A 21,366-nucleotide genomic window follows, 5' to 3' on the forward strand; every position below is an offset into this window, starting at 1 on the left:
TGGAGTGATGATGATGAATAAACGAGTTTACACAACCATGCTGGAATTAACACATAATCCGCTTTACGCGAAGCTGCTGCGTTCTTTCGTGTCTTCACGGGCGAGCAGCCTGCTGATTCCCGGCTTTATCAAAACGTTTCAAGTCGATATGACCGACTACCTGGAGGATCCCGGCTCCTATCGATCGCTGCAGCAATTTTTTTCGCGCAGGACGCTGGAAGGAAGCCGGCCGGTGACCATGCTTGAAAAAACGATCGCAAGTCCTGTTGATGGTGTATTAACTGCATGCGGCAGTCTAAGCGGCGACGGCTCCTTTGAAGTAAAGGGAGTGAGGCACAGCGCAGCAACACTTCTTGCCGTGACAGGCGCAGCAGAGCGTTACCAGAACGGCAGCTTTGCAGTTTTTTATCTGTCTCCGAAAGAATACCACCGGATACATGCTGCTTCGGCTGGTCGAGTGCTGAGACGGTGGGCCGCCGGTGAGTATTCCGAGCCAGTCAATGACATGGCGTTTCTGCTGGGACGAACACCGCTTGCTGATAACTACAGGCTTATGACGGAAATGGAGGGAGAGGCAGGCCGATATATCACTGCTAAAATAGGCGCACTTAATGTGAATAGTATTACTCCCTCAAGTCTGCAGGAATCATTTGAGAAGGGCGATGAGATGGCAGCCTTTGGGTTCGGTTCAAGTGTTGTCCTTCTGTACGAGCGTCCTGATGTTAAATGGAAAAAAGAAGCAGGAACGTTTGTGAGACAGGGGGAAGCAGTTGCAGTAGAAGGACAGCGTTAACAACTAGAAAAATAAAGAGATGGGGAGGCGCAGAACAGGCGCCTCCCCTTTTTGCTTTCACTATGATTCAACTTTTTCTGCCTCACTGCGGGCTTTCTTTAAATCATCCTGGTCTGTCAGTTTCGACAGCGGCACTCCAGTTAGGTACGCAGCTCTTGAAATCATGAAGGCCCCAACAGGAGCTGTCAGGAATACAAAGATGATTCCCAGCAGAACTTTCCCGACAAAAATATCGTGCATCACCAAAAAGTAAAGAAAGGTGCCGGTTAAAATACCAATAACGCCAAGGGTGGCGCTTTTCGTCGCAGCGTGCAGCCGTCCGTAAACATCCGGGAAGCGAAGGATTCCAATCGACCCCAGAAAGCTCAGCAGACCGCCTGTAATGAGGAGGAGACTAACGAGAACTTCCATCACGATCAACGACAACCCCTCCTTCCAGGAATTTAGCAAAGGAAACTGTGCTGATAAAGGCAAGAATAGCGATGATCAGGAGGGCCTCTGCATAAAGAATAGTTTGCTGTACCATCATGACCAGTCCGATAAAGCCGATTAAGTTCAGCCCAATCGTATCAAGTGCGACTACTCTGTCTGCCATCGAAGGTCCTTTAACAAGACGAACGACACAAAGAATGATAGAAACAGCAAGCAGAACGAGCGTAATCTGTGCGGTGATCAAAATCATTACTGCGTCACCTCCAGAATCGCTTTTTCAAATGATTCGTGAATTTCCCGAATGGCCTGCTCTTTATCCGGAACGTTAATGGCATGTATGAAAAGCGTATTGCCATCCTCGGAAAAGTCCATCGTAAGCGTACCGGGAGTTAAAGAAATTAAGTTTGCTAGAAGTGTTTTTTCCCAATCGGTTTTAAGGACCGTCGGTACGGCTATAATTCCCGGAGTGATGTCCATTTTTGGTCTGAGAATGATTTTTACCAAGTCCCAGTTCGCTTCTACCAATTTATAGGCAAACAGAAGAAGCAGCTTCATAAACGCATATACTCTTCTGAAATAAAAATCAAAGCGGAGGAAGCGTCTCAAAAAGAAGAGCATTCCAAGGCCTACAATGTACCCGAATACGAAATGCACAAACGTGAACGAGTTTTGAAGCAGCATCCAGATAAGCGCAATGACAATGTTTAATAAAATTTGAAATTGCATAATCTATTCCCCCAGTACGGCGTCAATGTAAATTGACGGATCGAGGATCTGGTCGGCCGTCAGCTGTATGAACGTGAACACCGGTTCTGCAAAAAGTCCCATTGCAATCGTCAGGACGATAAACGGTACGATTGGCATCAGCAGCGGCGCCAGTTTAATGTGGCTGTAATCCGACCGCTGAAGAGACGGTGACCCCCAAAACACATAAATGAATATCTTCATCATGGAGAAGAGAGTAAAGACACCAACTATCAGAGCGACGGCGACAATCACATACATTTCAGCTTCCAGACCTGATAAGACGAGTGCGAACTTACTGAAAAATCCGCTAAGCGGAGGAATGCCGGCAATAGAAACAGCGGCAATGAAAAATAACCAGGCGAGCGCCGGATGGGTTTTCAGCAAACCGCTCATTTCTTTCAAATTATTCGTGCCTGTAATTTTCTGTGTAGCCCCTGCAAACAGAAAGAGCGCTGACTTGACGACCACATTGTGAGCGATGTGGTAAATAGCACCCGCTACAGCGAGGGGAGTGAAAATCGCAAGCCCCATGATCATATAACCGATCTGACTGATAATATGATACGTCAAAATCATTTTAAAATTAAACTGGGCGACTGCGGCAAGAACCCCGAGCACCATCGTAAGCGCTGCAAGCACGAGCAGAACCGTGTGAGTAAACGATATATCGTGCACGAATATAAGCGTAAAGGTTCTGAAAATCGCATAGACCCCGACTTTGGTCAGCAAGCCGCCAAACAATGCTGCGATCGCGGCTGGTGGCCCGTAGTATGACTGCGGAAGCCAGAAGTAGAGGGGAAATAAAGCCCCTTTTATCCCGAAAACGATTAACAGCATGATAGCAGCCGTATTGACTACGCCGGTCTGACCGATTTCCTCGATCTGCTGGGCAATGTGTGCCAGGTTAAGGGTACCCGTCAGTCCGTAAATGTAGGCAAGCGCGGCGAGAAACATCATAGAGGCAAAAATATTGATAACCACATATTTGTATGATTCGCGCAGCTGAAATTTTGTTCCCCCTGTAACAATTAAGATAAAAGAGGAGATCAGCATCACCTCAAAAAAGACGAACAAGTTAAACAAGTCTCCTGTTAAAAAGGACCCGTTAACACCAGTCAGCAAAAAGAAGTAAAACGGATAAAAGAAGTATTTTTCCCGTTCTTTTGCGATTGTCTGAAAGGCAAAAAACAAGCAGGTAACCCCAGTGATGCTGCTCAACAGCACCATCAGTGAAGCAAACAAGTCACCGACCAGCACAATCCCGAACGGGGCGGGCCAGTTTCCAAGCTCTACAGTAAGAATGCCGTCCTGATAAACAGAATAGACAAGCAGCACAGATGCTGCCAGCATAATGAGCATGACAGCCGCACTGGATATACGCTGGAGTTTTGGAAAGTTGCGAAACAAAATGAGTACGGCTCCGGCAATAAATGGAATAAGAACCGGGAGCAGGACGATATTATTCATCGGCATTACCTCTCAATTCTTCTAAATCCTCTGTGCCGTGCTCTTTATACGTACGATAGGCGAGTACGAGCAAAAATGCTGTCACTCCGAAGCTGATAACGATCGCTGTCAGGATAACCGCCTGAGGAAGCGGATCGGTGTAGGCTTCGGCATTTTCAGTGAGCAGCGGCGGAGCCCCGGTTTCCAATCCTGACAAAGTCAGAATGAGCAAATGAACTCCGTGTGACAGCATGACAACCCCAAACGCAACTCGCAGAAGGCTGCGAGTCATAAACAGATACGTAGCGACGGCGATGATTATTCCAGATGTAAAGATCATTAGTATTTCCATTACGAAACATCCTCTGCAATCGAAATAATCGTTAACAGGGCAACTGCTACAACGACGAGCAGAATTCCGAGGTCAAAAGGAAGTGCGGTTGTCAGCTCTACTTCTCCGACAAACGGAATCTGATAATACTCAAAGTACTGCGTTAAAAACGGATCCCCAAACAAGTAACTGTTCAGTCCTGTAAGGATCGCGAGAAGAAGACCAATGGCAATGATGGCAGTGTAGTCAAAAGGGAGCACCTTGTTGATACGCTCAACGTCAAATGTTACATACAGCAAGATCAAGGCACCAGCCATCATCAAACCGCCGATAAATCCTCCGCCGGGGGCATTATGCCCGGCGAAGAACAAATAGACAGAAAAAGAAAGGACAATAAAGGAGACGATTCGAGTGATCGTATGGAGCATCAAGAAGTTCGTTTTCATACGTCTTCATCCCCTTTCAAGCGATGCTTAATCAACGTGACAATTCCCAGGGCAGCAACCCCCAGCACGAGAACTTCAAGCAGTGTATCAAGACCGCGGAAATCAACCAGGATGACGTTTACCATGTTATATCCGCCGGCCAGTGGAACAGAGTTTTCAATAAAGAAATCTGATATTGGCGTAATGTCACTTTCGGCCCGGAGTGCGTGTACAGACAAGCCGGTCAAAATGACAAACACGCCGACAGCACCGGAAACAGCCGCTTTAAAAGCCGTAGTAAGAGGCGCTTTTTTCTCTTTTGTGATTTCCGGCATATGCCGGAACACAAGCAGGAACAGCACGACCATCACGGTCTCAACCAGCAGCTGCGTAAGTGCCAGGTCGGGAGCACGGAAGATCACAAACAGCAGTGCTACTAAAAACCCGATCACCCCGAGAAGAACGAGATTAGTAATCCGTTTGTGAACGAACGGAAGCACCAGTGTCGCAGCAAGCAGGCTTCCGATTACGAGAATTGCGTAGCCCGGAATACCTCCCTGACCTTCCAGATTGATATCGAGTGAGTTATAGCGGAAAAACGTAAACAACCCAAGACCGACTATAAAAACTGCCATATAAAGCATGTAATCACGCAGACGGCCTGTCATGTGCGCATTCGTTACATTCTGGGACTGCACCACGAGCTGGTCCAATCCGAAATCATAGGCACGGTTGAGCGGATCGCGCTCTCGCTGGAAGAAAGCAGCTTCCTGCCACTTTTTCAAATTCAATGCAATCGCAAGACCGAATAAAACGACAGCTACGGTCATCAGCAGCTCAGTATTTATACCGTGCCAGTGGTAAATATTCACGTAGAACTGTTCGCCAACTGGCGTGATGCCTGGCAGTATTGCCTGCATAGCCGGCTCAATCAGCGTGTAGCCGAGCAGGTTAGGGAACAGGCCGAACAAAATAACAAGAGAGCCTAAAATGATCGGGGAAATAAGCAGTCCCGCCGGAGCTTCATGTACTTCTTTTTCATAATTTTCCGGCTTAAATTCACCTGTGAACGTTCTGGTAAACATCATCATGCTGTATACAAAGGTGAACACGCTGGCAATCCAGGCAATGATCGGTATAAAGACTCCGAGTGTTTCCAGATTAAAAATATCGAGTGAAGCAACGTTCAACGTGGCTGTAAAGAACATCTCCTTGCTTAGAAAGCCGTTAAAAGGCGGAAGGCCAGCCATCGCTGCTAACCCGACCAGAGAGACTGTAAAGGTAATCGGCATAATAGCCATCAGTCCGCCCAGTCGTTTAACATCTCTCGTGCCGGTCTCATGGTCAATGATACCGACTGCCATAAAGAGGGCACCTTTAAAGGTAGCATGGTTAATCAGATGAAAAACAGCAGCCATCGTCGCTGTGTAATACATCGTCTCCGTTTCAATGAAGTCGTAGTGCAGCGCCGCAGCTCCCATACCGAGCAGCGACATGATCAAGCCGAGCTGACTGACAGTTGAAAAGGCGAGTATTCCCTTCAAATCGGTTTGGCGAACCGCTGAAATAGAACCCCATAAAAGTGTTGTCAGTCCGAAGATAACTAATATCCAGAACCATTCAGCCGTCAGACCGAATACCGGTGTGAGCCTGGCCACCAGGTAAATCCCTGCCTTAACCATTGTTGCAGAGTGAAGATAGGCACTTACTGGTGTTGGTGCTTCCATCGCATCAGGAAGCCAGATGTGGAACGGAAATTGAGCCGATTTCGTGAAGGCCCCCAGCAGGATAAGCAGCATCGCAGGAAGGATAAGCGGATCCTGTACGATTGCATCAGCCTGACTGATGATTTCCTGAATGCTGAAGGTGTTTCCTGCAATGATATAAAGAAGGGCAAAGCCGGCAAGCATCGCGAAACCGCCGCTAACCGTAATCAGCATCGACTTCTGGGCACCGTAGCGTGATTTCTCCTTATGAAACCAGTAGGCAATTAATAAGGAAGAAGAAAGGCTTGTAAGCTCCCAGAATACGTAGAGGACAATCAGGTTGTCCGATAGAACGACACCGAGCATCGCACCCATAAACATAAGCAGATAAACGTAAAAATTGTTTAACGGCTCATCAGGCTTGTTAGTGATGTAGAAAATAGAATAGAGCACGACAAGCGTACCGATCCCGGTGATCAGCAGCGCAAACAGCATGCTCAGTCCGTCTAAATATACAGTGAAATTAATCCCTAGAGAGGGAACCCACTGAACGGTATGCTCGACTGCCTCCATCCCCCCGCCTCCAAAGGGAATGTATGTAGCCACGTAAATAAATAAGATCAGCGGCAGCGGCAGAAGGAACCATCCTGTGTGTATACTGCGGAATTTGTAATAAAGAAATGGCAGAAAGATTGCCATAACAAATGGCGCAAGTACAACGAAATGTAACAATGACAAGTGAGGTACCTCCCTTATAAAAATAATATTCATGCCAAAATGTGTATACCAGCTCACAATCCTTAACGATTATAATATAAAATATATTTTGTTGCATTAATTCAAGTCTACCTTTATGGGTGGGGAAAGTGATAGTAATATGTAGGAATTGACGCAAATTTTTTTTTTGAAACCGCACGTGTCATCCCGGTTGCAGACTAGTATTTTCATATTTCTGGAAAAATGTAGCAGGCAAAGCTGTCTCTTATCCGAAGCATGGTGTTTAACAGAGGCAGCATTTACGGTATATGAAAAATAGTGTATCCTAGTTGAAGCCTGAAAATCGCGCCAGCCATCGTGCAGGAGGGGGAAACGGTTTGTTAAAAAAATTCATCCCGAATGAATATGTACAGTCTGTTTACGATATTGATACAGCTAATTTAAAGAAACTGGGGATCCGCGGAATCATAACGGATCTTGACAACACGCTCGTAGAGTGGGACCGCAAAGAGGCTACGGACGAATTGCTGAACTGGCTTGAAATGCTTCGCAACGAAGGGTTTGAAGTCGTTATTGTATCTAATAATAATGAGAAACGAGTTCATACATTCGCGGCACCGCACGGCCTGACGTTTATTCACAGCGCCAAAAAACCGTTCAGCCGTGCTTTCCGTGCTGCCTGTAAATTGATGAAGTTAAAGCATGAAGAAACAGTTGTTATCGGCGATCAGCTGCTGACAGACATCCTTGGGGGCAACCGTGCCGGCTTCAGAACGATACTTGTCGTTCCAGTCGCACAAACAGATGGAATTTTGACGAAGTTTAATCGTCAGGTAGAACGGCGCGTGTTCCGGGCGATGAAGAAGAAGGGATTGATAGAATGGGATCGGGAGTAACATGTGCAGGCTGCGGAATTGAACTGCAGACCGAGGACAGCAGCCGGGCAGGCTATGCTCCGCCGCAGGCACTTCAAAAGGAAACAGTGATTTGCAGACGCTGCTTTCGCTTGAAGCATTATAATGAAGTGCAGGATGTGCACCTTACAGATGACGACTTTTTAAAGATTTTAAATGAACTGTCGTCACGAGAGGCGCTGATTGTAAAAATTGTCGACATTTTTGATTTCAGCGGGAGCTGGCTGGACGGAATCCAACGATTTTCCGGCAGTAATGACGTACTCCTTGTCGGTAATAAGTCCGACTTGCTGCCTAAATCAGTACGAAAGTCGAAAGTCATTAACTGGATGAAGCGACAGGCGAAGGAATTTGGCCTTAAACCTGCAGAAACGCTGTTGATGAGTGCTCAGACCGGAGATGGTGTGGAAGAAACGGCAGCGTGGATCGACAAGCTTCGAAAGGGAAAAGACGTGTATGTCGTTGGTGCAACCAACACAGGCAAGTCGTCGTTTATCAACCAGCTGATCCGCAGGTTCTCAAATGATGAAAATACCGTCGACATCACTACGTCAAATATTCCCGGCACGACGCTGGACAGAATTGATATTCCACTTGATGAAACAAGCACGCTTTATGATACGCCGGGCATCATTAATCGTCATCAGATTGCTCATCTTTTAAACAAAGATGATTTAAAGACGATTTCGCCTAAAAAAGAAATCAAGCAGCTGATCCATCAGTTGAATCCTGGTCAGACGCTCTTTTTCGGCGGATTGGCGCGCATGGATTTTCTGAAGGGCGAGCCGGGATCGTTTGTCGTTAATATGTCCAACGACCTGCACGTACACCGTACGAAGCTGGAAAATGCTGATCGGCTTTATGAGAAACATGCGGGAGATATGCTTGCACCACCATCTGGCGACAGCAGCAATTTTCCCGAATTTAAGAAATCATCATGGAAGCTGCCTGCAGAAAAAACGGACCTTGTGATCTCCGGATTAGGCTGGATTACCGTTCACGCACCTGGAGCAGAGGTGATGCTGCATGTTCCGGAAGGCGTACAAGCATCTATAAGAGAATCGATTTATTAGGAGGTCATCATTCCATGAAGATTTTCGGTGTAATCGGCGATCCGATCAGCCATTCACTGTCGCCTGTCATGCACGAAGCTGCTTATAAGGAAGCGGGAATAGAGGCGGCCTATCTGCCTTTTCATACGCCGCCGGAACAGCTCGAAAATGCGATACGCGGCGTTCGAGGTCTTGGAATGACGGGGATTAATGTGACTATTCCTCATAAAGAAGCAGTCATCGCCTATCTGGATGAACTTGATCCAACTGCAAAGCGAATCGGTGCCGTGAACACGATTGCTCGTAAGGGCGACCGACTGATTGGCTGTAACACGGACGGAGAAGGATATGTCCGCTCACTCGAACCGAATTTGCGACGCAAACTTGATTCGTGCCGGATCCTGATCATCGGAGCAGGAGGAGCAGCCAGAGCGGCTGCAATGACCCTTTATGACAGAGGAGCAGAGATTACAATTGCCAATCGCACGGTCGAACGCGCAGCCTCTCTTGCTCAAGCGTGCGGAAATAAGGTGAAGGTTTGCTCTATGCAGGAAGCACAGGCTCAGCTGACATCATTTGACGTGATCATTAATTCAACATCGATCGGCATGACTCCGGATCTTGCAAGTATGGCTCTGCCGCTTGATAAGCTTTCCCGAAATACCGTCGTAAGCGACATGATCTACACGCCGCTTGAAACGGCCTTTTTAAAGGCGGCAGCAAAGCAGGGTTCTACTGTTGTAAATGGCACAGGTATGTTTATTGAGCAGGGAGCACTGGCTTTTGAGCGCTGGACCGGAATGGAAGCCCCGCGCGAAGCGATGCTCCGTGCAGTCATGTCTAAATTGAAAGGAGGAAACTAACCATGCTTACAGGGAAGCAGAAGCGCTTTTTACGTAAAGAAGCGCACCATTTAAAGCCGGTATTTCAAGTTGGAAAAGGCGGTGTGAGTGCCAACCTGGTCAAACAGACGGAAGAGGCGCTTGAAGCGAGAGAGTTAATTAAACTTAACATTTTGCAAAATAATGCGGAAGATAAAGAAGATACTGCACGCCAGATTGCGGAAGGTGCTGGAGCGGATATCGTACAAATCATTGGGAACACGATCATTTTATATAAAGAATCCAAAGAATCCAAGCAGATTACGCTGCCCGAATAAGGAGCTGACATTGGATGAAGCACATCGGCATTCTCGGAGGTACGTTTGATCCTCCGCACATTGGCCACGTCATTATGGCTGAGGAGGCCAGGATTCAATTTCATCTCGATGAAATTTGGTGGATGCCAAATCGGATTCCTCCCCACAAAGAAATGACAAATACGCCGGAACAGTTCCGTATCGAAATGGTGAAATCAGTCGTGCAGCTGTCCGGTGCCTACCGGCTCTGTCTCAAAGAAATGGAGAGGGAAGGGCCGTCTTATACGTCTGAAACGGTTTCCCGTTTACTGTCTGAACATCCGGAAGATAAATTTTCTTTTATCATGGGCGGAGACTCATTAGCTGGATTTCATAAGTGGAATGATTTCCAGAAGCTTCAGAAACGCCTCGGATTTATCGTGATGAACCGGCCCGGAGGTCCCGCTCCGGAAGTAAGACTGGATGAATTCTCTGATTTATCCTTTATCGAAGGCGTGGAGATGACGATTTCCTCTACATCGATTCGCAGAAAAAGAAAAGAAGGCAGCTGGAACGCGTTTTTAGTTCCTGAAGGTGTTGATTCGGTAATAAAGGAGCACGGTCTTTATGAAGCTGACTGAAGCGGTGAACGCAGTGGAAGAAGCACTGCCACTTCGCAGATTTGAGCATACGATGCGGGTTGCCGAAACGGCTGGGGAGCTTGCATCGAAATACGGCGGTGATGCTGATGCTGTTCAGATGGCTGCTGTGCTTCACGATTATGCAAAGTACAGGGATCCGGAAGAAATGCTGCAGGAGATCAACCGTTCCGGCATGTTTGCGTACGATATCGAAGGCTATGGAACAGAAATTCTGCATGCGTTTGCGGGGGCCCTGCTCGTGGAAAAAGAATTAAACATCCGTTCTTCCGTTATCCTCCAGGCGATTGCCTCTCACACGACAGGAAGAGCAGGCATGTCTCTTGAAGAGAAAATAGTATTTTTGGCTGATTATATTGAACCTGGACGTACCTTCCCGGGTGCTGAGAAAGCACGCGAAGCCTCCCGGCACAGTCTGGAGGCAGGATGTTTGGAAGCCTGTGCTGAAACGATCCGTTTTTTGTCAGGACGAAGGCTGCCGATCTTTCCGCACACGTTTGAAGCGTACAACGAATTTGCCGCTATGCAGCTGTCGGAGAGGTAAAGGCGGGCATACGGTAAACACGTCAACAAAAAGGTATAATGAAAACAGGACGTCCGCGAAGCGGACTGAAGGAGTGATAAAGCATGACGACTGATAACCAGCTGCTGGATGTAGCTGTCAAAGCAGCAGATGAAAAAAATGCACAATTGATTCGATCACTTAACATGAGCGGAGTTTCCACTATCGCAGATTACTTTATTATTTGCCACGGAAATTCTGAGACTCAGGTCGAAGCGATTGCACGCGAAATTAAAAGTAAGGCTGAAGAAGCAGGCTTCGATGTGAAACGGATCGAGGGTATGAAGGAAGCACGCTGGGTCCTGATCGATCTTGGCGATATTGTTGTCCACGTTTTCCATAAGGAGGACCGTGATTACTATCAGCTTGAAAAGCTTTGGGGAGATGCACCGTCCGTTGATATCGAAAAGCTGCTCGGATAGCGAGAAGCACCTTGAATACTCGTTTAAACGGTATCAGCTGAAGCTGCATGCGTTTATAATGGAGGGATGCTGATGAGCGACACTCATTTTGCGGGGCTTTATGATGTACTGATGGAAGATGCCCCCTACGAAGATTGGATGAATTACACGGTGCTACGTATTAAAAGTGAGGGAGCGGTTCTTGATCTCGCTTGCGGAACCGGAACCTTTACCCTGATGCTTGAAGAAGCCGGCTATCAAGTTTCCGGTGCAGACATTTCAGATGAAATGCTCGCAGCAGCAGAGCGTAAAGGCAGGAATGAAGGGAAGAGTACGAGCTTCTTTAAACAGGACATGCGAACTGTGGACGGATTTTCAGAGCTGGATGCTGTCACGCTTTATTGTGACGGATTGAACTATCTGAAGCATGATGAGGATGTGAAGCAGACGTTTGCTTCTGTGCATCGTGCTTTGAAGCAAAACGGTGTCTTTTTGTTTGACGTGCATACGCCTTATAAAATGGAGCACGTTTTTGATAATCAGCTGTACGGCGAAAACAGTGAATCAATTTCGTATCTCTGGTTTTGTGAGCCGTCTGATGAACCGCTCAGCGTGACACATCTGCTTACGTTTTTCGTGCGCACGCAGTCAGGTTTTTATGAAAGAATGGATGAAGAGCTCTATCAGCGTACGTACTCTCCAGAGGTGTATAAACAGTGGCTGGAGGAAGCCGGATTTGATCAGGTGCAGCTATCGGCGGATTTCGGCAGCCGTCCGCTAGAAGCGGAGGACGACCGCTGTTTTATTGCCGCTGTCAAAAAATAGTCGCCGATTTTTGCGACCTGTGATAAGATAAGCAATAGAATGCAATGTGATTCCGCCTTTTATTCTCCACTTACGGAGATAAGCAGCTAACATGAGCAGCCGACTGTCAGCAGACCAGTCGGCTTTTTTGTGCTTAAAAAGGAGGAATGTCAATGATAGATCGGCTGAAAGAACTGGAACGACCGCTTCTGATCAAAGCTGCGGCAGTTTGTGCTGCGCTTCTGGCAGCTGTTTTTCTGCTTCAGACTGATGCGGGTCCGGAGAGTAGTGTTCAATCCGCAGATAATGAAGAGCAAACGGAATCCGCCTCAGAGCCAGCTCCTGAAGACGGACCGGTCGTGATCGAAATTAAAGGGGAAGTCGTATCTCCGGGAGTCTATACGCTGCCGTACGGCAGCCGGACCGTAGATGCAGTCGAGATTGCTGGCGGTCATACGGAGCAGGCAGACCTGCTCGCAGTGAACCTTGCAGCTGTTTTGATGGATGAGATGAGCATTCACGTGCCGTCTCAGCTGGATGAGAGCATGAGTGAACAGGCGCCTGCCGATCCAGCGGCTGAAGCGTCCGGCGGGACTGTAAGTCTGAATCAGGCTGATGCAAACATGCTTCAGACGCTGCCTGGAATCGGCCCTGCGAAATCAGAAGCAATCATTCAATACAGGGAAGAGCACGGATCGTTCGCCTCGCTGGACCAATTAACGCAAGTCCCCGGAATCGGAGAAAAAACACTGGAGTCTATTGCTCCGCTATTGACGCTTCATTGACGTCCGGCTACAATGACGTCATTGGTACATAAAGGGGAGCTGAAGATGGAGCGAATATCATGGCATCAGTATTTTATGGCTCAAAGTCACCTGCTGGCGCTGAGAAGCACATGTACAAGACTGATGGTCGGCGCTACGATCGTAAGGGATAACAGGATTATTGCCGGAGGGTATAACGGTTCTATATCCGGTGGAAGCCATTGTTCGGAGGATGGCTGCTATGTCGTGGACAACCACTGTGTAAGAACCGTTCATGCTGAAGTAAATGCAATTATTCAATGTGCGAAGTTCGGTGTTGCGACAGAGGGATCAGATATTTACGTGACCCATTTTCCATGTCTGAACTGCTGTAAGGCACTGATTCAAGCGGGCATTAAACGGCTCTATTATGCAGCAGATTACAAAAATCATCCGTTTGCAGCTCAGCTGTTTGAGGAAGCTGATGTAAGCACTCAGCAGGTGGAGCTGGAAGAAATGATCTTAGATCGCCGTTACACGGAAAAGCTGGCATTTACTGCTGAGCTTTTGGAGAAGTTAGAAAGGTCCGGGGCCTCTAAAGCAGAACTGGAAGAGATGAGAAGCAAAGCCGACGCTCTTTTTACTCAGATTTAAGGGGCCGGCAAACGATCATGACGGATACAAAGCGGTCAGCCGGAGAGAGGGAGACTGTTTTGTATCCGTTTTTTAGTTTTTTTCTGGGATTAGCTGCCGGAGTTGCAGCAGGAGTAGATCCAAAGCTTGCTGTTCCGGCAGCAGCCTTGTTTGCTGCAGCCGTCTGGATTAAGCCGGCTGCGGCGGTGAGCGGCGCAGCTGCAGCTGTCCTGATTCTTGCACTGGAGCCAGCTTATGAAGAGCTTCCGGCCGGTTTTGATGTCGAGCTTGAAGGACAGCGAAGTATTGTCGACTCGGGAGTACACGGAAACTATTATCACCTCAGAACACCTGCCTATGGAGTGGTTCGAGTTTACGGCGAACAAACTGGATACGGATGGTGTTCGGTTTCCGGTTTTGTGTTCAACGATGAACAGCTTACCTCTTGGCATCAAGCTGATCGGACTGATATGATCAAAAAAAATCGGATCAGTGCGATTCTGTACGAAAAGGAGGCGGAATGTGCAGAGGGTGTGCCGGACTACTGGAACAGAAGGGATACTGCTATCACAGCGTTAGGAACAAGCGGTGCAGAATCAGGACCGCTGGCGGCAGCACTCGTTTTCGGTGACAGGTCTTTTATACCTGAAGAACAGCTCCATCTCTTTCAGCGGATGGGAGTCATTCATTTGCTCGCTGTTTCCGGTATGCATGTCGGCTTGGTTTCCGGAGTTGTTTGGATGATGCTCCTGAGAGCGGGGTTGTCGAGAAGAACCTCGCTCTTGATTCTGCTGATTTTTCTGCCGGTATATGCGATTGCGGCCGGCGGAGCCCCGTCGGTTCTTCGGGCTTCGTCAACTGCAGCAGCTGCAATTGTATTAGCGGCTTGCATGAAGCGTCTGCCGCTCGTTGAATTATGTGCGATCGTCGGTACAGCGATGCTGATTTGGAACCCTTACATTTTGTTTCACATCGGATTTCAGCTTTCCTTCTTGACAAGCTTTGCCATTCTGCTATCCAGACCTTTTCTTGCTAACGGCGGTGTCTGGTGGAAGCTGACGTTGACAGCGCAGCTTATCTCAGCTTCGGCAGTTTTGTATCATTTTTTTGAGCTGTCGCTCTTGTCTTTAGCTGCTAATGCATTCTTTATACCGCTGACAGCGCTGTTTCTGCTGCCGCTCTCCTTTGCAGCTGCGGCAGGAATCACAGTCGGATTCGATTATGCTGTCACTGCTTTTATGGACGTATTGCTGATCCCGGCCTTAAGGGCACTGAAGCTGCTGGACATGCTGGAGGGACATATGCTTGTGACAGGAGCGCTGACGCCTGCAGTGCTGACCGCCGGGACTCTAGTCAGCGCAGGACTCCTTACGCTGCTGACAATAGGGAAAAGGAAAACAGCAGCAGTGGTTTCAGCTGCTGTAGCAGGGGTCATTATCTTCACGATCAAACAGGAGGAAACGATCGTCACCTTTCTGGATGTAGGACAGGGAGACGCAGTGCTGATCCGGATGCAGGCTGAACAAGAGAGCTACCTTATCGATACCGGAGGAGAGTTGACGTTTACAGATGAAGGAGCTGAGCGCAAAAAGAGAGGCCCTGCTGTTCGTACCATACTCCCCTATCTGCGGGGAGAAGGGGTGAAATCACTGGACAAGTTGATTATCACGCACGGTCACTTCGACCATTACGGTGAGGCCTGCCGCATAGCAGAAGAAATACCTGTCCGTCTCGTCTATTATCCGATTCATACAACATTGGAAGAAGGTATTTCAGAAGAGCTTGCATGTCTACACCAGCACGGGGCTGAAATACAATTAATTTCGGCGGGGATGACATGGGAAAAGGAGAACCATGTTTTTCGGGTCCTGCATCCGTCGAGACCGGAAGCTGCTACTGAAAACGATCGCTCGATTGTAATCGAGGCCGGGATCTATGATACGACGTTTTTGTTTACGGGGGATATAGAGGAAGAGGCAGAACGCGAGCTGCTTGAGCGAGGGGAATTAAGGCACGTAAATATTTTAAAGGCGGCTCATCATGGCAGTGCTACTTCATCAGATGAGGCATTTCTTCATGCTGTACAGCCGGATACAACCATCATACAAGTTGGACGAGGAAATAGGCACGGCCACCCTCATGCCGACGTACTTGGTCGCTTCCGTACGATCGATACAGACATATTTAGAACGGATGAGCACGGCAGTATTCGTGTGATCGTGACCGAGCAAGGGTATGTGACCGACCCTTTTCTCACGGAAACGCAATAGAAATTGAGCCTGGCAGGCGCCACGTGATGGAAAGAAAAGTCGAAGATAGCCTGCCGTCCAACATAAAAAAAGGCTTCCGTATGCGGAAGCCCAAGCTGATCGCCTGCAGTTTCTAAGAGCCGCTCCTGATAGAACGGTTTAGAAAAAGAGATCGACGATATGCCCGATCGAGAATATCCCCATAAAGAAGACAAACGAAGCAATGAATCCAATAGCACTGTCGATCGCGTCATTCCGATTCGACTGGACATCTTTTTCGAACTCGTTCATATCTATCCCTCCTGTCATAAAAAGTATAAATTATTTTACAGAAAAAATCTATCACGGATTACTCTCCGTGCACGGTTCATGCAAAAAAGACAGGGCCGGCCGCTGAGCAAGTGTCAATGCTTAGCAGCCGGTAGAAACGTAGCAGATTACGAACAACAAGGGTATTCCGTTTTACCATGCAATACGAACGTCTTCAAAAGCTTGTTGATGCATTGCTGCGTTCGGCAAAAGAGGCTGTATTGAGTTTCATACCGGCATAGGTTAGGATAGGGAGCAGGTAAGGAAAGGAGCAGAGCGATGTCTTACATAGAAACGTGGAAGCAAATAAAAAAAGGAGAAATACACAGTCTTTATCTCTGCTACGGGTCAGAAACGTATTTGATTGAAGACATTGTTCAGGCAATTATCAGCCGGGTGCTCGATCCGGACGAACGTGACATGAAGCTCATGCGCTTTGATATGAGAGAAACTCCTGTCGAGACTGCTATTGAAGAAGCATATACGTTCCCATTTATGGGGGGCACAAAAGTTGTCATTATTCAGCACCCTTATTTTTTAACCGGTCAAAAGCCGAAAGAAAAAATAGAGCACGATCTGCAGCAGCTGGCTGATTATGCCGAGCGGAAGCCGGAAGAAACTATTTTCATCATACAGGCTCCTTACGAAAAACTGGATGAGCGCAAAAAAGCAGTGAAGCAGCTTCGAAAGCATGCCGCAGTTATGGAAGCGGCGCCGCTCACTGACAAAGAACTGAGGAGCTGGCTTGATACGAGGGCGAAAACTCTCGGTGCGGTTATCGATGATACGGCAAAGGAGAAGCTGCTTTCGCTTACCGGCGATAACCTGCTGATGCTTACTTCTGAATTGAATAAGCTTTCCGTACATTCAGATGATGGCTCGATCACAGCCGCACAGGTAGAGGCGCTGACAGCACGATCGTTGGAGCACGATATCTTTGCGCTCGTCGATCACGTTGTACAAAAACGGACTGCAAAAGCGATCCGGATTTACAGAGATTTGATTAAGCAGAAAGAAGCGCCAATTAAGATCGCTTCTCTGATGGTCCGGCAGTTCCGGATCCTGTACCAGGTTAAACAACTGATGCAGCAGGGGTACGGGGAGAAGATGATCGCTTCCAGATTGAAGCTGCATCCTTTTGCGGTAAAGCTGGCCGGAAAGCAAGTGCGCAACTTCAGTTCCGATGTCCTGCTGGACCAGATTGATGCCCTGGCTGAGCTCGACTTCCGTATAAAGTCCGGAGCAGTGGAGGACGTTCTAGGTGTAGAACTTTATTTGCTTGGGCGTTCTGTGCCCGAAGACCGGCGCCTCACATAAGAGAACGCATAAAAAAATCCCGGCAAGTCACGATGACTTCCGGGAATCTTTTTATGCTGTTACTTCGTCAAGACGCTTTTGAAGACGTGCCTTACGGCGGTTTGCAGCATTGCGGTGATAAAGACCTTTGTTGACAGCTTTATCAATCTTGCTTGTTGCCTTTACAAAATATTCTTTTGCAAGCTCAACATCCTTCTCTTCTGCTTTTGCATAGAATGCCTTTACAGCAGTACGAAGGTCGGATTTAAAAGCATAGTTGCGCTGACGGGCAAGTTCGTTAACCTGTACACGCTTTTTAGCGGATTTAATATTAGCCAATTCGTTCACCTCCTATAGGATACGGCGGTTCCAGACGGCATGTTTATCAGTACGCCGGTCTGTCTCTGCAACAATAGAGATTTTATCAAACCGGCGTTTAAAAAGCAATATGATTTTGTGTCAAGGGTAAGTGCCTGTCATGAGAAGAAGGATCGTTTGCTTAAAAGCTTCAGGAACGTACCAAGATGAATGACAGAAGAAGATATCTTGGCAGCTCGGCAGGCTTACTGTGGACAAGCGCCTCCGTTTTCCTGCTGGCGTCCAACGGTTTTCGTGAGATCCGCTTATTTAACAAAGCTGCTGAATGAGAATGTTTGTTTTCCTCCTTTTTCTATCAGGAAAAGCGAAGACATGACAGATGTCAGCTGATAAAAAAGCGTGCAGCTCCTTATCTACGCTGGGAAGAGAAAGCGAAAGGATTCTCCAAGGCAAGGAAAGAAAAAGGAGGCGCAGTCGTATTTTCTTAATCCGAACAGACGTCATTTACTGAGCCTTCTGACAAATAGTCGTGAATTATCGAAGCGTCTATGCATGAAATAAACGGTGACAACGATTGAACAGCCTGCCCAGAAGCTGGTATAATGAAGAACGGTGTTAAGAACGGAAGCAGTATACAGGAGTGATTATATCATGAAGCCCGAAGACCGAATAAAACGGCGCGACAGAATCAGAAACTTTTCGATTATCGCCCATATCGACCACGGCAAATCTACGCTTGCCGACAGAATTCTTGAAAAGACGAGTGCACTGACTCAGCGTGAGATGCAGGATCAGATGCTTGATGCTATGGACTTGGAACGAGAGCGCGGAATTACCATTAAATTAAACGCTGTCCAGCTTACATACACGGCAGCAGACGGGGAAGAGTACATCTTCCATTTAATCGACACACCAGGACACGTCGATTTTGCCTATGAGGTGTCCAGAAGTCTGGCCGCTTGCGAGGGGGCACTGCTGATTGTCGATGCAGCCCAGGGCATTGAAGCGCAGACGCTGGCTAACGTTTACCTGGCGCTGGATAATGAGCTTGAAATTATTCCGGTTATTAACAAGATTGATCTTCCGAGTGCAGATCCGGAACGGGTGCGCGGGGAAGTAGAAGATGTGATCGGTCTTCCGGGAGAGGACTGTATACCAGCCTCTGCAAAAGCAGGGATCGGGATCGAAGAAATTCTGGAAGCAGTTGTAGAAAAGGTTCCTGCTCCGGATGGAGATCCGGAAGCGCCGCTGAAAGCGATGATATTTGATTCTATTTATGATCCATATCGGGGAGTTATTGTATATATCCGAATCGTTGAAGGATCTGTAAAGCCCGGCGAAAAAATCAGAATGATGCAGGGTCAAAAGGAATTTGAAGTTCAGGAAATCGGTGTGTTTACTCCTAAACCGGTTTCAAAAGAAGAGCTAAGCGTTGGAGACGTTGGCTATATGATCGCTTCAATAAAAAATGTTGGAGACAGCCAGGTCGGAGATACGATTACTCATGCATCGAGACCAACTGCTGAGCCGCTTCCCGGATACCGTAAGTTGAATCCAATGGTATTCTGCGGGCTCTATCCAGTGGATACAAACGATTATAACGATTTGCGTGACGCCCTGGAAAAGCTGGAGCTAAATGATTCAGCGCTTCAGTTCGAAGCGGAGACGTCTCAAGCTTTAGGTTTTGGGTTCCGCTGCGGATTTTTAGGTCTGCTTCATATGGAAATTATTCAGGAGCGGATTGAACGTGAGTATAACATTGACCTGATTACGACAGCGCCATCTGTTATTTACGAAGTGACGAAAACGGATGGGGAGCAGGTGCTCATAGATAATCCATCGGAAATGCCGGATGCTCAGCAGATTGATCATATTCGGGAGCCTTACGTTAAAGCGGAGGTCATGGTGCCAAACGATTATGTTGGAGCTGTGATGGAGCTGTGCCAGCGGAAGCGGGGAGACTACGTGGATATGAAATACCTCGATGAAAACAGGGTGAACATTATCTATCAGCTTCCGCTTTCTGAGATTGTTTATGACTTTTTTGATACGCTCAAGTCGAGTACAAAAGGATATGCTTCCTTTGATTACGAGCTGATCGGCTATAAAGAGTCAAATCTAGTCAAAATGGACATCCTGTTGAATGCTGAAAAAATCGATGCACTCTCGATTATCGTTCACCGCGATTCTGCTTATGACCGAGGAAAAATCATAGCAGAAAAGCTTAAAAAGCTGATCCCGAGACAGCAGTTCGAAGTTCCGGTTCAGGCAAGTATCGGTCAGAAGATCATTGCCCGTTCCACAATTAAAGCGATGCGAAAAAACGTACTTGCCAAATGTTACGGCGGGGACATCTCGCGAAAGCGAAAGCTTCTGGAAAAACAGAAGGAAGGTAAAAAGCGAATGAAAAGTGTCGGCAGTGTTGAAGTGCCGCAGGAAGCATTTATGTCAGTTCTCAGCATGGATGAAGACTGACTGGTGCAAAAGGGCGGCTCCGCTGCCCTTTTTGTTTGCCTTGAAAGGATGAGCGACGATGAAAAACCCATCTTCTTTATACGTGCACGTGCCATTTTGCGAGCAGATCTGTCACTATTGCGATTTCAATAAGTTTTTTCTGAAAAACCAGCCGGTGGCCGACTATATAGAAGCCTGCGGTCATGAAATGAAAATGGCTCAGGCACAAACCCCGATTGACACCATCTATATCGGAGGAGGAACGCCGACCGCGCTTGAAGACGAACAGCTTGAACGGCTTTTGGAACTGATTCACACCTATTTTATTGTGAAGCCCGATGCCGAATTTACGGTGGAAGTAAACCCGGGAAGCGCCTCGGGAGCAACGTTTGCCATGATGAGGCGGTACGGGGTTAACCGCCTGAGTATTGGCGCCCAGACGTTTGATCCAGGCTTGTTGAAGGTGATTAACCGAGACCATGGAGAAGGAGATGTGGAGACGAGCATCGAGCTGGCACGTGATGCAGGCATTTCTGATATTTCGATCGATATGATGTTCGGTCTGCCTGGGCAGACGATGGAGCAGTGGAAGCAGTCATTGAAGCGCTTGGTTTCATTGCCGATCCGACACGTCAGCGCCTATTCACTTAAGATTGAACCTAAAACGGTTTTCTATCAAATGTGGAATAAGGGGCAGCTCACTCTTCCGGGCCAGGACATCGAAGCTGAAATGTACGATTGGTTATATGAGTATCTGCACGAGAAAGGCTTTCAAGCTTATGAAATCAGTAATTTTGCGAAACCAGGCTATGAAAGTCTGCACAATCAAGCGTATTGGAACAACGACGGATATTACGGGATCGGGGCCGGAGCGCATGGCTATGTGGACGGTGTGCGGCATCGCAACCACGGGCCGCTTCCGAAATATCTAAAAGCAGTTGAAGCTGGCAAGAAGCCTTGGCTTGAGGCGCACGAAGTTCCGGTAAAAGAACAGATGGAAGAAGAAATGTTTATGGGGCTTCGGAAACGGATAGGAGTTAATGGGCAACGGTTTGAGAGCCGGTACGGACTGACTGTGGAAGAAGCATTCCCTGGAATTGTCAGTAAGCTTCAGGATCGAGGCCTTCTGCAAAAAGAGAACGATCAATTTCGGCTGACTAGACAAGGCTTACTGCTGGGCAATGAAGTATTTGAAGCTTTTTTACTTCCGTAATACAGAAATCTGGCAGACTCGTTGACAAACGGCACGCATCCTGAT

General features: G+C 47.7%; 24 protein-coding genes. 15 read left to right on the forward strand and 9 right to left on the reverse strand.

Annotated elements, in window-relative coordinates; genetic code table 11:
- The first annotated feature begins 13 nt into the window (after positions 1 to 13).
- Complete coding sequence (locus ACSZLD_RS10030) at positions 14 to 793, forward strand: phosphatidylserine decarboxylase (protein ID WP_444685093.1); 780 nt, start codon at positions 14 to 16, stop codon at positions 791 to 793.
- A 60-nt stretch (positions 794 to 853) separates the two neighbouring features.
- On the opposite strand, the gene mnhG is transcribed toward ACSZLD_RS10030, so the two are convergent.
- From mnhG to ACSZLD_RS10065, 7 genes are read right to left on the reverse strand one after another with little or no spacing between them, the layout of a single operon-like run.
- The gene (mnhG, locus tag ACSZLD_RS10035; RefSeq protein WP_444685134.1) at positions 854 to 1,204 is read right to left on the reverse strand and encodes a monovalent cation/H(+) antiporter subunit G; all 351 of its coding nucleotides are present in this window, start codon (positions 1,202 to 1,204) and stop codon (positions 854 to 856) included.
- Positions 1,188 to 1,475: a Na(+)/H(+) antiporter subunit F1 gene (locus ACSZLD_RS10040; protein WP_444685094.1), complete on the reverse strand. Its 288-nt coding sequence runs from the start codon at positions 1,473 to 1,475 to the stop codon at positions 1,188 to 1,190. Before ACSZLD_RS10040 ends, mnhG begins: the two co-directional genes overlap by 17 nt.
- Positions 1,475 to 1,951, reverse strand: a complete 477-nt coding sequence (locus ACSZLD_RS10045; RefSeq protein ID WP_444685095.1) for a Na+/H+ antiporter subunit E — start codon at positions 1,949 to 1,951, stop codon at positions 1,475 to 1,477. The genes ACSZLD_RS10040 and ACSZLD_RS10045 overlap by 1 nt, the downstream gene beginning before the upstream one ends.
- Positions 1,952 to 1,954: 3 nt before the next feature.
- A complete protein-coding gene (locus ACSZLD_RS10050; protein ID WP_377910783.1) occupies positions 1,955 to 3,439 on the reverse strand; it encodes a Na+/H+ antiporter subunit D in 1,485 nt (494 codons plus the stop codon).
- Positions 3,432 to 3,770 (reverse strand): Na(+)/H(+) antiporter subunit C, encoded by a 339-nt coding sequence (locus tag ACSZLD_RS10055; RefSeq protein WP_168004817.1) that lies wholly within the window; start codon positions 3,768 to 3,770, stop codon positions 3,432 to 3,434. The genes ACSZLD_RS10050 and ACSZLD_RS10055 overlap by 8 nt, the downstream gene beginning before the upstream one ends.
- The gene (locus tag ACSZLD_RS10060) at positions 3,770 to 4,195 is read right to left on the reverse strand and encodes a Na(+)/H(+) antiporter subunit B (RefSeq protein WP_377910782.1); all 426 of its coding nucleotides are present in this window, start codon (positions 4,193 to 4,195) and stop codon (positions 3,770 to 3,772) included. Before ACSZLD_RS10060 ends, ACSZLD_RS10055 begins: the two co-directional genes overlap by 1 nt.
- Positions 4,192 to 6,618, reverse strand: a complete 2,427-nt coding sequence (locus ACSZLD_RS10065) for a Na+/H+ antiporter subunit A (RefSeq protein ID WP_377910780.1) — start codon at positions 6,616 to 6,618, stop codon at positions 4,192 to 4,194. The genes ACSZLD_RS10060 and ACSZLD_RS10065 overlap by 4 nt, the downstream gene beginning before the upstream one ends.
- A 356-nt stretch (positions 6,619 to 6,974) precedes the next feature.
- Between ACSZLD_RS10065 and ACSZLD_RS10070 the strand changes: the two genes are divergently transcribed.
- The 11 genes from ACSZLD_RS10070 (at position 6,975) to ACSZLD_RS10120 (ending at position 15,752) form a co-directional block, all read left to right on the forward strand.
- A complete protein-coding gene (locus ACSZLD_RS10070) occupies positions 6,975 to 7,493 on the forward strand; it encodes a YqeG family HAD IIIA-type phosphatase (protein WP_377910779.1) in 519 nt (172 codons plus the stop codon).
- Positions 7,478 to 8,584: a ribosome biogenesis GTPase YqeH gene (gene yqeH, locus ACSZLD_RS10075; RefSeq protein ID WP_444685096.1), complete on the forward strand. Its 1,107-nt coding sequence runs from the start codon at positions 7,478 to 7,480 to the stop codon at positions 8,582 to 8,584. The genes ACSZLD_RS10070 and yqeH overlap by 16 nt, the downstream gene beginning before the upstream one ends.
- A 14-nt stretch (positions 8,585 to 8,598) precedes the next feature.
- Positions 8,599 to 9,426 (forward strand): shikimate dehydrogenase, encoded by an 828-nt coding sequence (gene aroE, locus ACSZLD_RS10080; RefSeq protein WP_377910777.1) that lies wholly within the window; start codon positions 8,599 to 8,601, stop codon positions 9,424 to 9,426.
- Positions 9,427 to 9,428: 2 nt separating this feature from the next.
- Positions 9,429 to 9,722, forward strand: a complete 294-nt coding sequence (gene yhbY, locus ACSZLD_RS10085; RefSeq protein WP_377910776.1) for a ribosome assembly RNA-binding protein YhbY — start codon at positions 9,429 to 9,431, stop codon at positions 9,720 to 9,722.
- Between the two features lie 14 nt (positions 9,723 to 9,736).
- On the forward strand, positions 9,737 to 10,321 hold the full coding sequence (gene nadD / locus ACSZLD_RS10090; RefSeq protein WP_377910775.1) for a nicotinate-nucleotide adenylyltransferase: 585 nt from the start codon (positions 9,737 to 9,739) through the stop codon (positions 10,319 to 10,321).
- Positions 10,308 to 10,883 carry a bis(5'-nucleosyl)-tetraphosphatase (symmetrical) YqeK gene (yqeK, locus tag ACSZLD_RS10095; RefSeq protein ID WP_444685097.1) on the forward strand — a complete coding sequence of 192 codons (576 nt, stop codon included), beginning with the start codon at positions 10,308 to 10,310 and terminating at the stop codon, positions 10,881 to 10,883. Before nadD ends, yqeK begins: the two co-directional genes overlap by 14 nt.
- Positions 10,884 to 10,966: 83 nt before the next feature.
- Positions 10,967 to 11,323: a ribosome silencing factor gene (gene rsfS, locus ACSZLD_RS10100; protein WP_444685098.1), complete on the forward strand. Its 357-nt coding sequence runs from the start codon at positions 10,967 to 10,969 to the stop codon at positions 11,321 to 11,323.
- Between the two features lie 72 nt (positions 11,324 to 11,395).
- Positions 11,396 to 12,127 (forward strand): class I SAM-dependent DNA methyltransferase, encoded by a 732-nt coding sequence (locus ACSZLD_RS10105; protein ID WP_444685099.1) that lies wholly within the window; start codon positions 11,396 to 11,398, stop codon positions 12,125 to 12,127.
- Between the two features lie 152 nt (positions 12,128 to 12,279).
- Complete coding sequence (locus ACSZLD_RS10110; RefSeq protein WP_444685100.1) at positions 12,280 to 12,891, forward strand: helix-hairpin-helix domain-containing protein; 612 nt, start codon at positions 12,280 to 12,282, stop codon at positions 12,889 to 12,891.
- Between the two features lie 45 nt (positions 12,892 to 12,936).
- Positions 12,937 to 13,503 (forward strand): ComE operon protein 2, encoded by a 567-nt coding sequence (locus ACSZLD_RS10115; RefSeq protein WP_444685101.1) that lies wholly within the window; start codon positions 12,937 to 12,939, stop codon positions 13,501 to 13,503.
- 17 nt (positions 13,504 to 13,520) lie between these two features.
- Entirely contained in the window at positions 13,521 to 15,752 is a 2,232-nt protein-coding gene (locus ACSZLD_RS10120) for a DNA internalization-related competence protein ComEC/Rec2 (RefSeq protein WP_444685102.1), read from the forward strand.
- 138 nt (positions 15,753 to 15,890) lie between these two features.
- Here ACSZLD_RS10120 and ACSZLD_RS10125 read toward each other — a convergent pair whose 3' ends face one another.
- Positions 15,891 to 16,022, reverse strand: a complete 132-nt coding sequence (locus ACSZLD_RS10125; RefSeq protein WP_377910768.1) for a YqzM family protein — start codon at positions 16,020 to 16,022, stop codon at positions 15,891 to 15,893.
- A gap of 297 nt (positions 16,023 to 16,319) precedes the next feature.
- On the opposite strand from ACSZLD_RS10125, the gene holA reads away from it, so the two are divergent.
- A complete protein-coding gene (gene holA, locus ACSZLD_RS10130) occupies positions 16,320 to 17,357 on the forward strand; it encodes a DNA polymerase III subunit delta (RefSeq protein WP_444685103.1) in 1,038 nt (345 codons plus the stop codon).
- Positions 17,358 to 17,408: 51 nt separating this feature from the next.
- Here holA and rpsT read toward each other — a convergent pair whose 3' ends face one another.
- Positions 17,409 to 17,675, reverse strand: coding sequence for a 30S ribosomal protein S20 (gene rpsT, locus ACSZLD_RS10135; protein ID WP_440898553.1), 267 nt, complete (start codon positions 17,673 to 17,675; stop codon positions 17,409 to 17,411).
- A 630-nt stretch (positions 17,676 to 18,305) separates the two neighbouring features.
- Here rpsT and lepA point away from each other — a divergent pair.
- Positions 18,306 to 20,129, forward strand: coding sequence for a translation elongation factor 4 (gene lepA, locus ACSZLD_RS10140; protein WP_377910765.1), 1,824 nt, complete (start codon positions 18,306 to 18,308; stop codon positions 20,127 to 20,129).
- 58 nt (positions 20,130 to 20,187) lie between these two features.
- Complete coding sequence (gene hemW, locus ACSZLD_RS10145; protein ID WP_377910764.1) at positions 20,188 to 21,321, forward strand: radical SAM family heme chaperone HemW; 1,134 nt, start codon at positions 20,188 to 20,190, stop codon at positions 21,319 to 21,321.
- Positions 21,322 to 21,366: the final 45 nt, after the last annotated feature.

It is taken from the genome of Alkalicoccus luteus, from assembly GCF_052061695.1.
Classification (GTDB): domain Bacteria; phylum Bacillota; class Bacilli; order Bacillales; family Salisediminibacteriaceae; genus Alkalicoccus; species Alkalicoccus luteus.

What these genes read in the sequence shown, in the direction of transcription:
- ACSZLD_RS10030 (WP_444685093.1), top strand. Translation starts at nt 14, where the DNA reads ATGAATAAACGAGTTTACACAACCATGCTGGAATTAACACATAATCCG.
- mnhG (WP_444685134.1), bottom strand. Translation starts at nt 1,204, where the DNA reads ATGGAAGTTCTCGTTAGTCTCCTCCTCATTACAGGCGGTCTGCTGAGC.
- ACSZLD_RS10040 (WP_444685094.1), bottom strand. Translation starts at nt 1,475, where the DNA reads ATGATTTTGATCACCGCACAGATTACGCTCGTTCTGCTTGCTGTTTCT.
- ACSZLD_RS10045 (WP_444685095.1), bottom strand. Translation starts at nt 1,951, where the DNA reads ATGCAATTTCAAATTTTATTAAACATTGTCATTGCGCTTATCTGGATG.
- ACSZLD_RS10050 (WP_377910783.1), bottom strand. Translation starts at nt 3,439, where the DNA reads ATGAATAATATCGTCCTGCTCCCGGTTCTTATTCCATTTATTGCCGGA.
- ACSZLD_RS10055 (WP_168004817.1), bottom strand. Translation starts at nt 3,770, where the DNA reads ATGGAAATACTAATGATCTTTACATCTGGAATAATCATCGCCGTCGCT.
- ACSZLD_RS10060 (WP_377910782.1), bottom strand. Translation starts at nt 4,195, where the DNA reads ATGAAAACGAACTTCTTGATGCTCCATACGATCACTCGAATCGTCTCC.
- yqeH (WP_444685096.1), top strand. Translation starts at nt 7,478, where the DNA reads ATGGGATCGGGAGTAACATGTGCAGGCTGCGGAATTGAACTGCAGACC.
- aroE (WP_377910777.1), top strand. Translation starts at nt 8,599, where the DNA reads ATGAAGATTTTCGGTGTAATCGGCGATCCGATCAGCCATTCACTGTCG.
- yhbY (WP_377910776.1), top strand. Translation starts at nt 9,429, where the DNA reads ATGCTTACAGGGAAGCAGAAGCGCTTTTTACGTAAAGAAGCGCACCAT.
- nadD (WP_377910775.1), top strand. Translation starts at nt 9,737, where the DNA reads ATGAAGCACATCGGCATTCTCGGAGGTACGTTTGATCCTCCGCACATT.
- yqeK (WP_444685097.1), top strand. Translation starts at nt 10,308, where the DNA reads ATGAAGCTGACTGAAGCGGTGAACGCAGTGGAAGAAGCACTGCCACTT.
- rsfS (WP_444685098.1), top strand. Translation starts at nt 10,967, where the DNA reads ATGACGACTGATAACCAGCTGCTGGATGTAGCTGTCAAAGCAGCAGAT.
- ACSZLD_RS10105 (WP_444685099.1), top strand. Translation starts at nt 11,396, where the DNA reads ATGAGCGACACTCATTTTGCGGGGCTTTATGATGTACTGATGGAAGAT.
- ACSZLD_RS10110 (WP_444685100.1), top strand. Translation starts at nt 12,280, where the DNA reads ATGATAGATCGGCTGAAAGAACTGGAACGACCGCTTCTGATCAAAGCT.
- ACSZLD_RS10115 (WP_444685101.1), top strand. Translation starts at nt 12,937, where the DNA reads ATGGAGCGAATATCATGGCATCAGTATTTTATGGCTCAAAGTCACCTG.
- ACSZLD_RS10120 (WP_444685102.1), top strand. Translation starts at nt 13,521, where the DNA reads ATGACGGATACAAAGCGGTCAGCCGGAGAGAGGGAGACTGTTTTGTAT.
- ACSZLD_RS10125 (WP_377910768.1), bottom strand. Translation starts at nt 16,022, where the DNA reads ATGAACGAGTTCGAAAAAGATGTCCAGTCGAATCGGAATGACGCGATC.
- holA (WP_444685103.1), top strand. Translation starts at nt 16,320, where the DNA reads ATGTCTTACATAGAAACGTGGAAGCAAATAAAAAAAGGAGAAATACAC.
- lepA (WP_377910765.1), top strand. Translation starts at nt 18,306, where the DNA reads ATGAAGCCCGAAGACCGAATAAAACGGCGCGACAGAATCAGAAACTTT.
- hemW (WP_377910764.1), top strand. Translation starts at nt 20,188, where the DNA reads ATGAAAAACCCATCTTCTTTATACGTGCACGTGCCATTTTGCGAGCAG.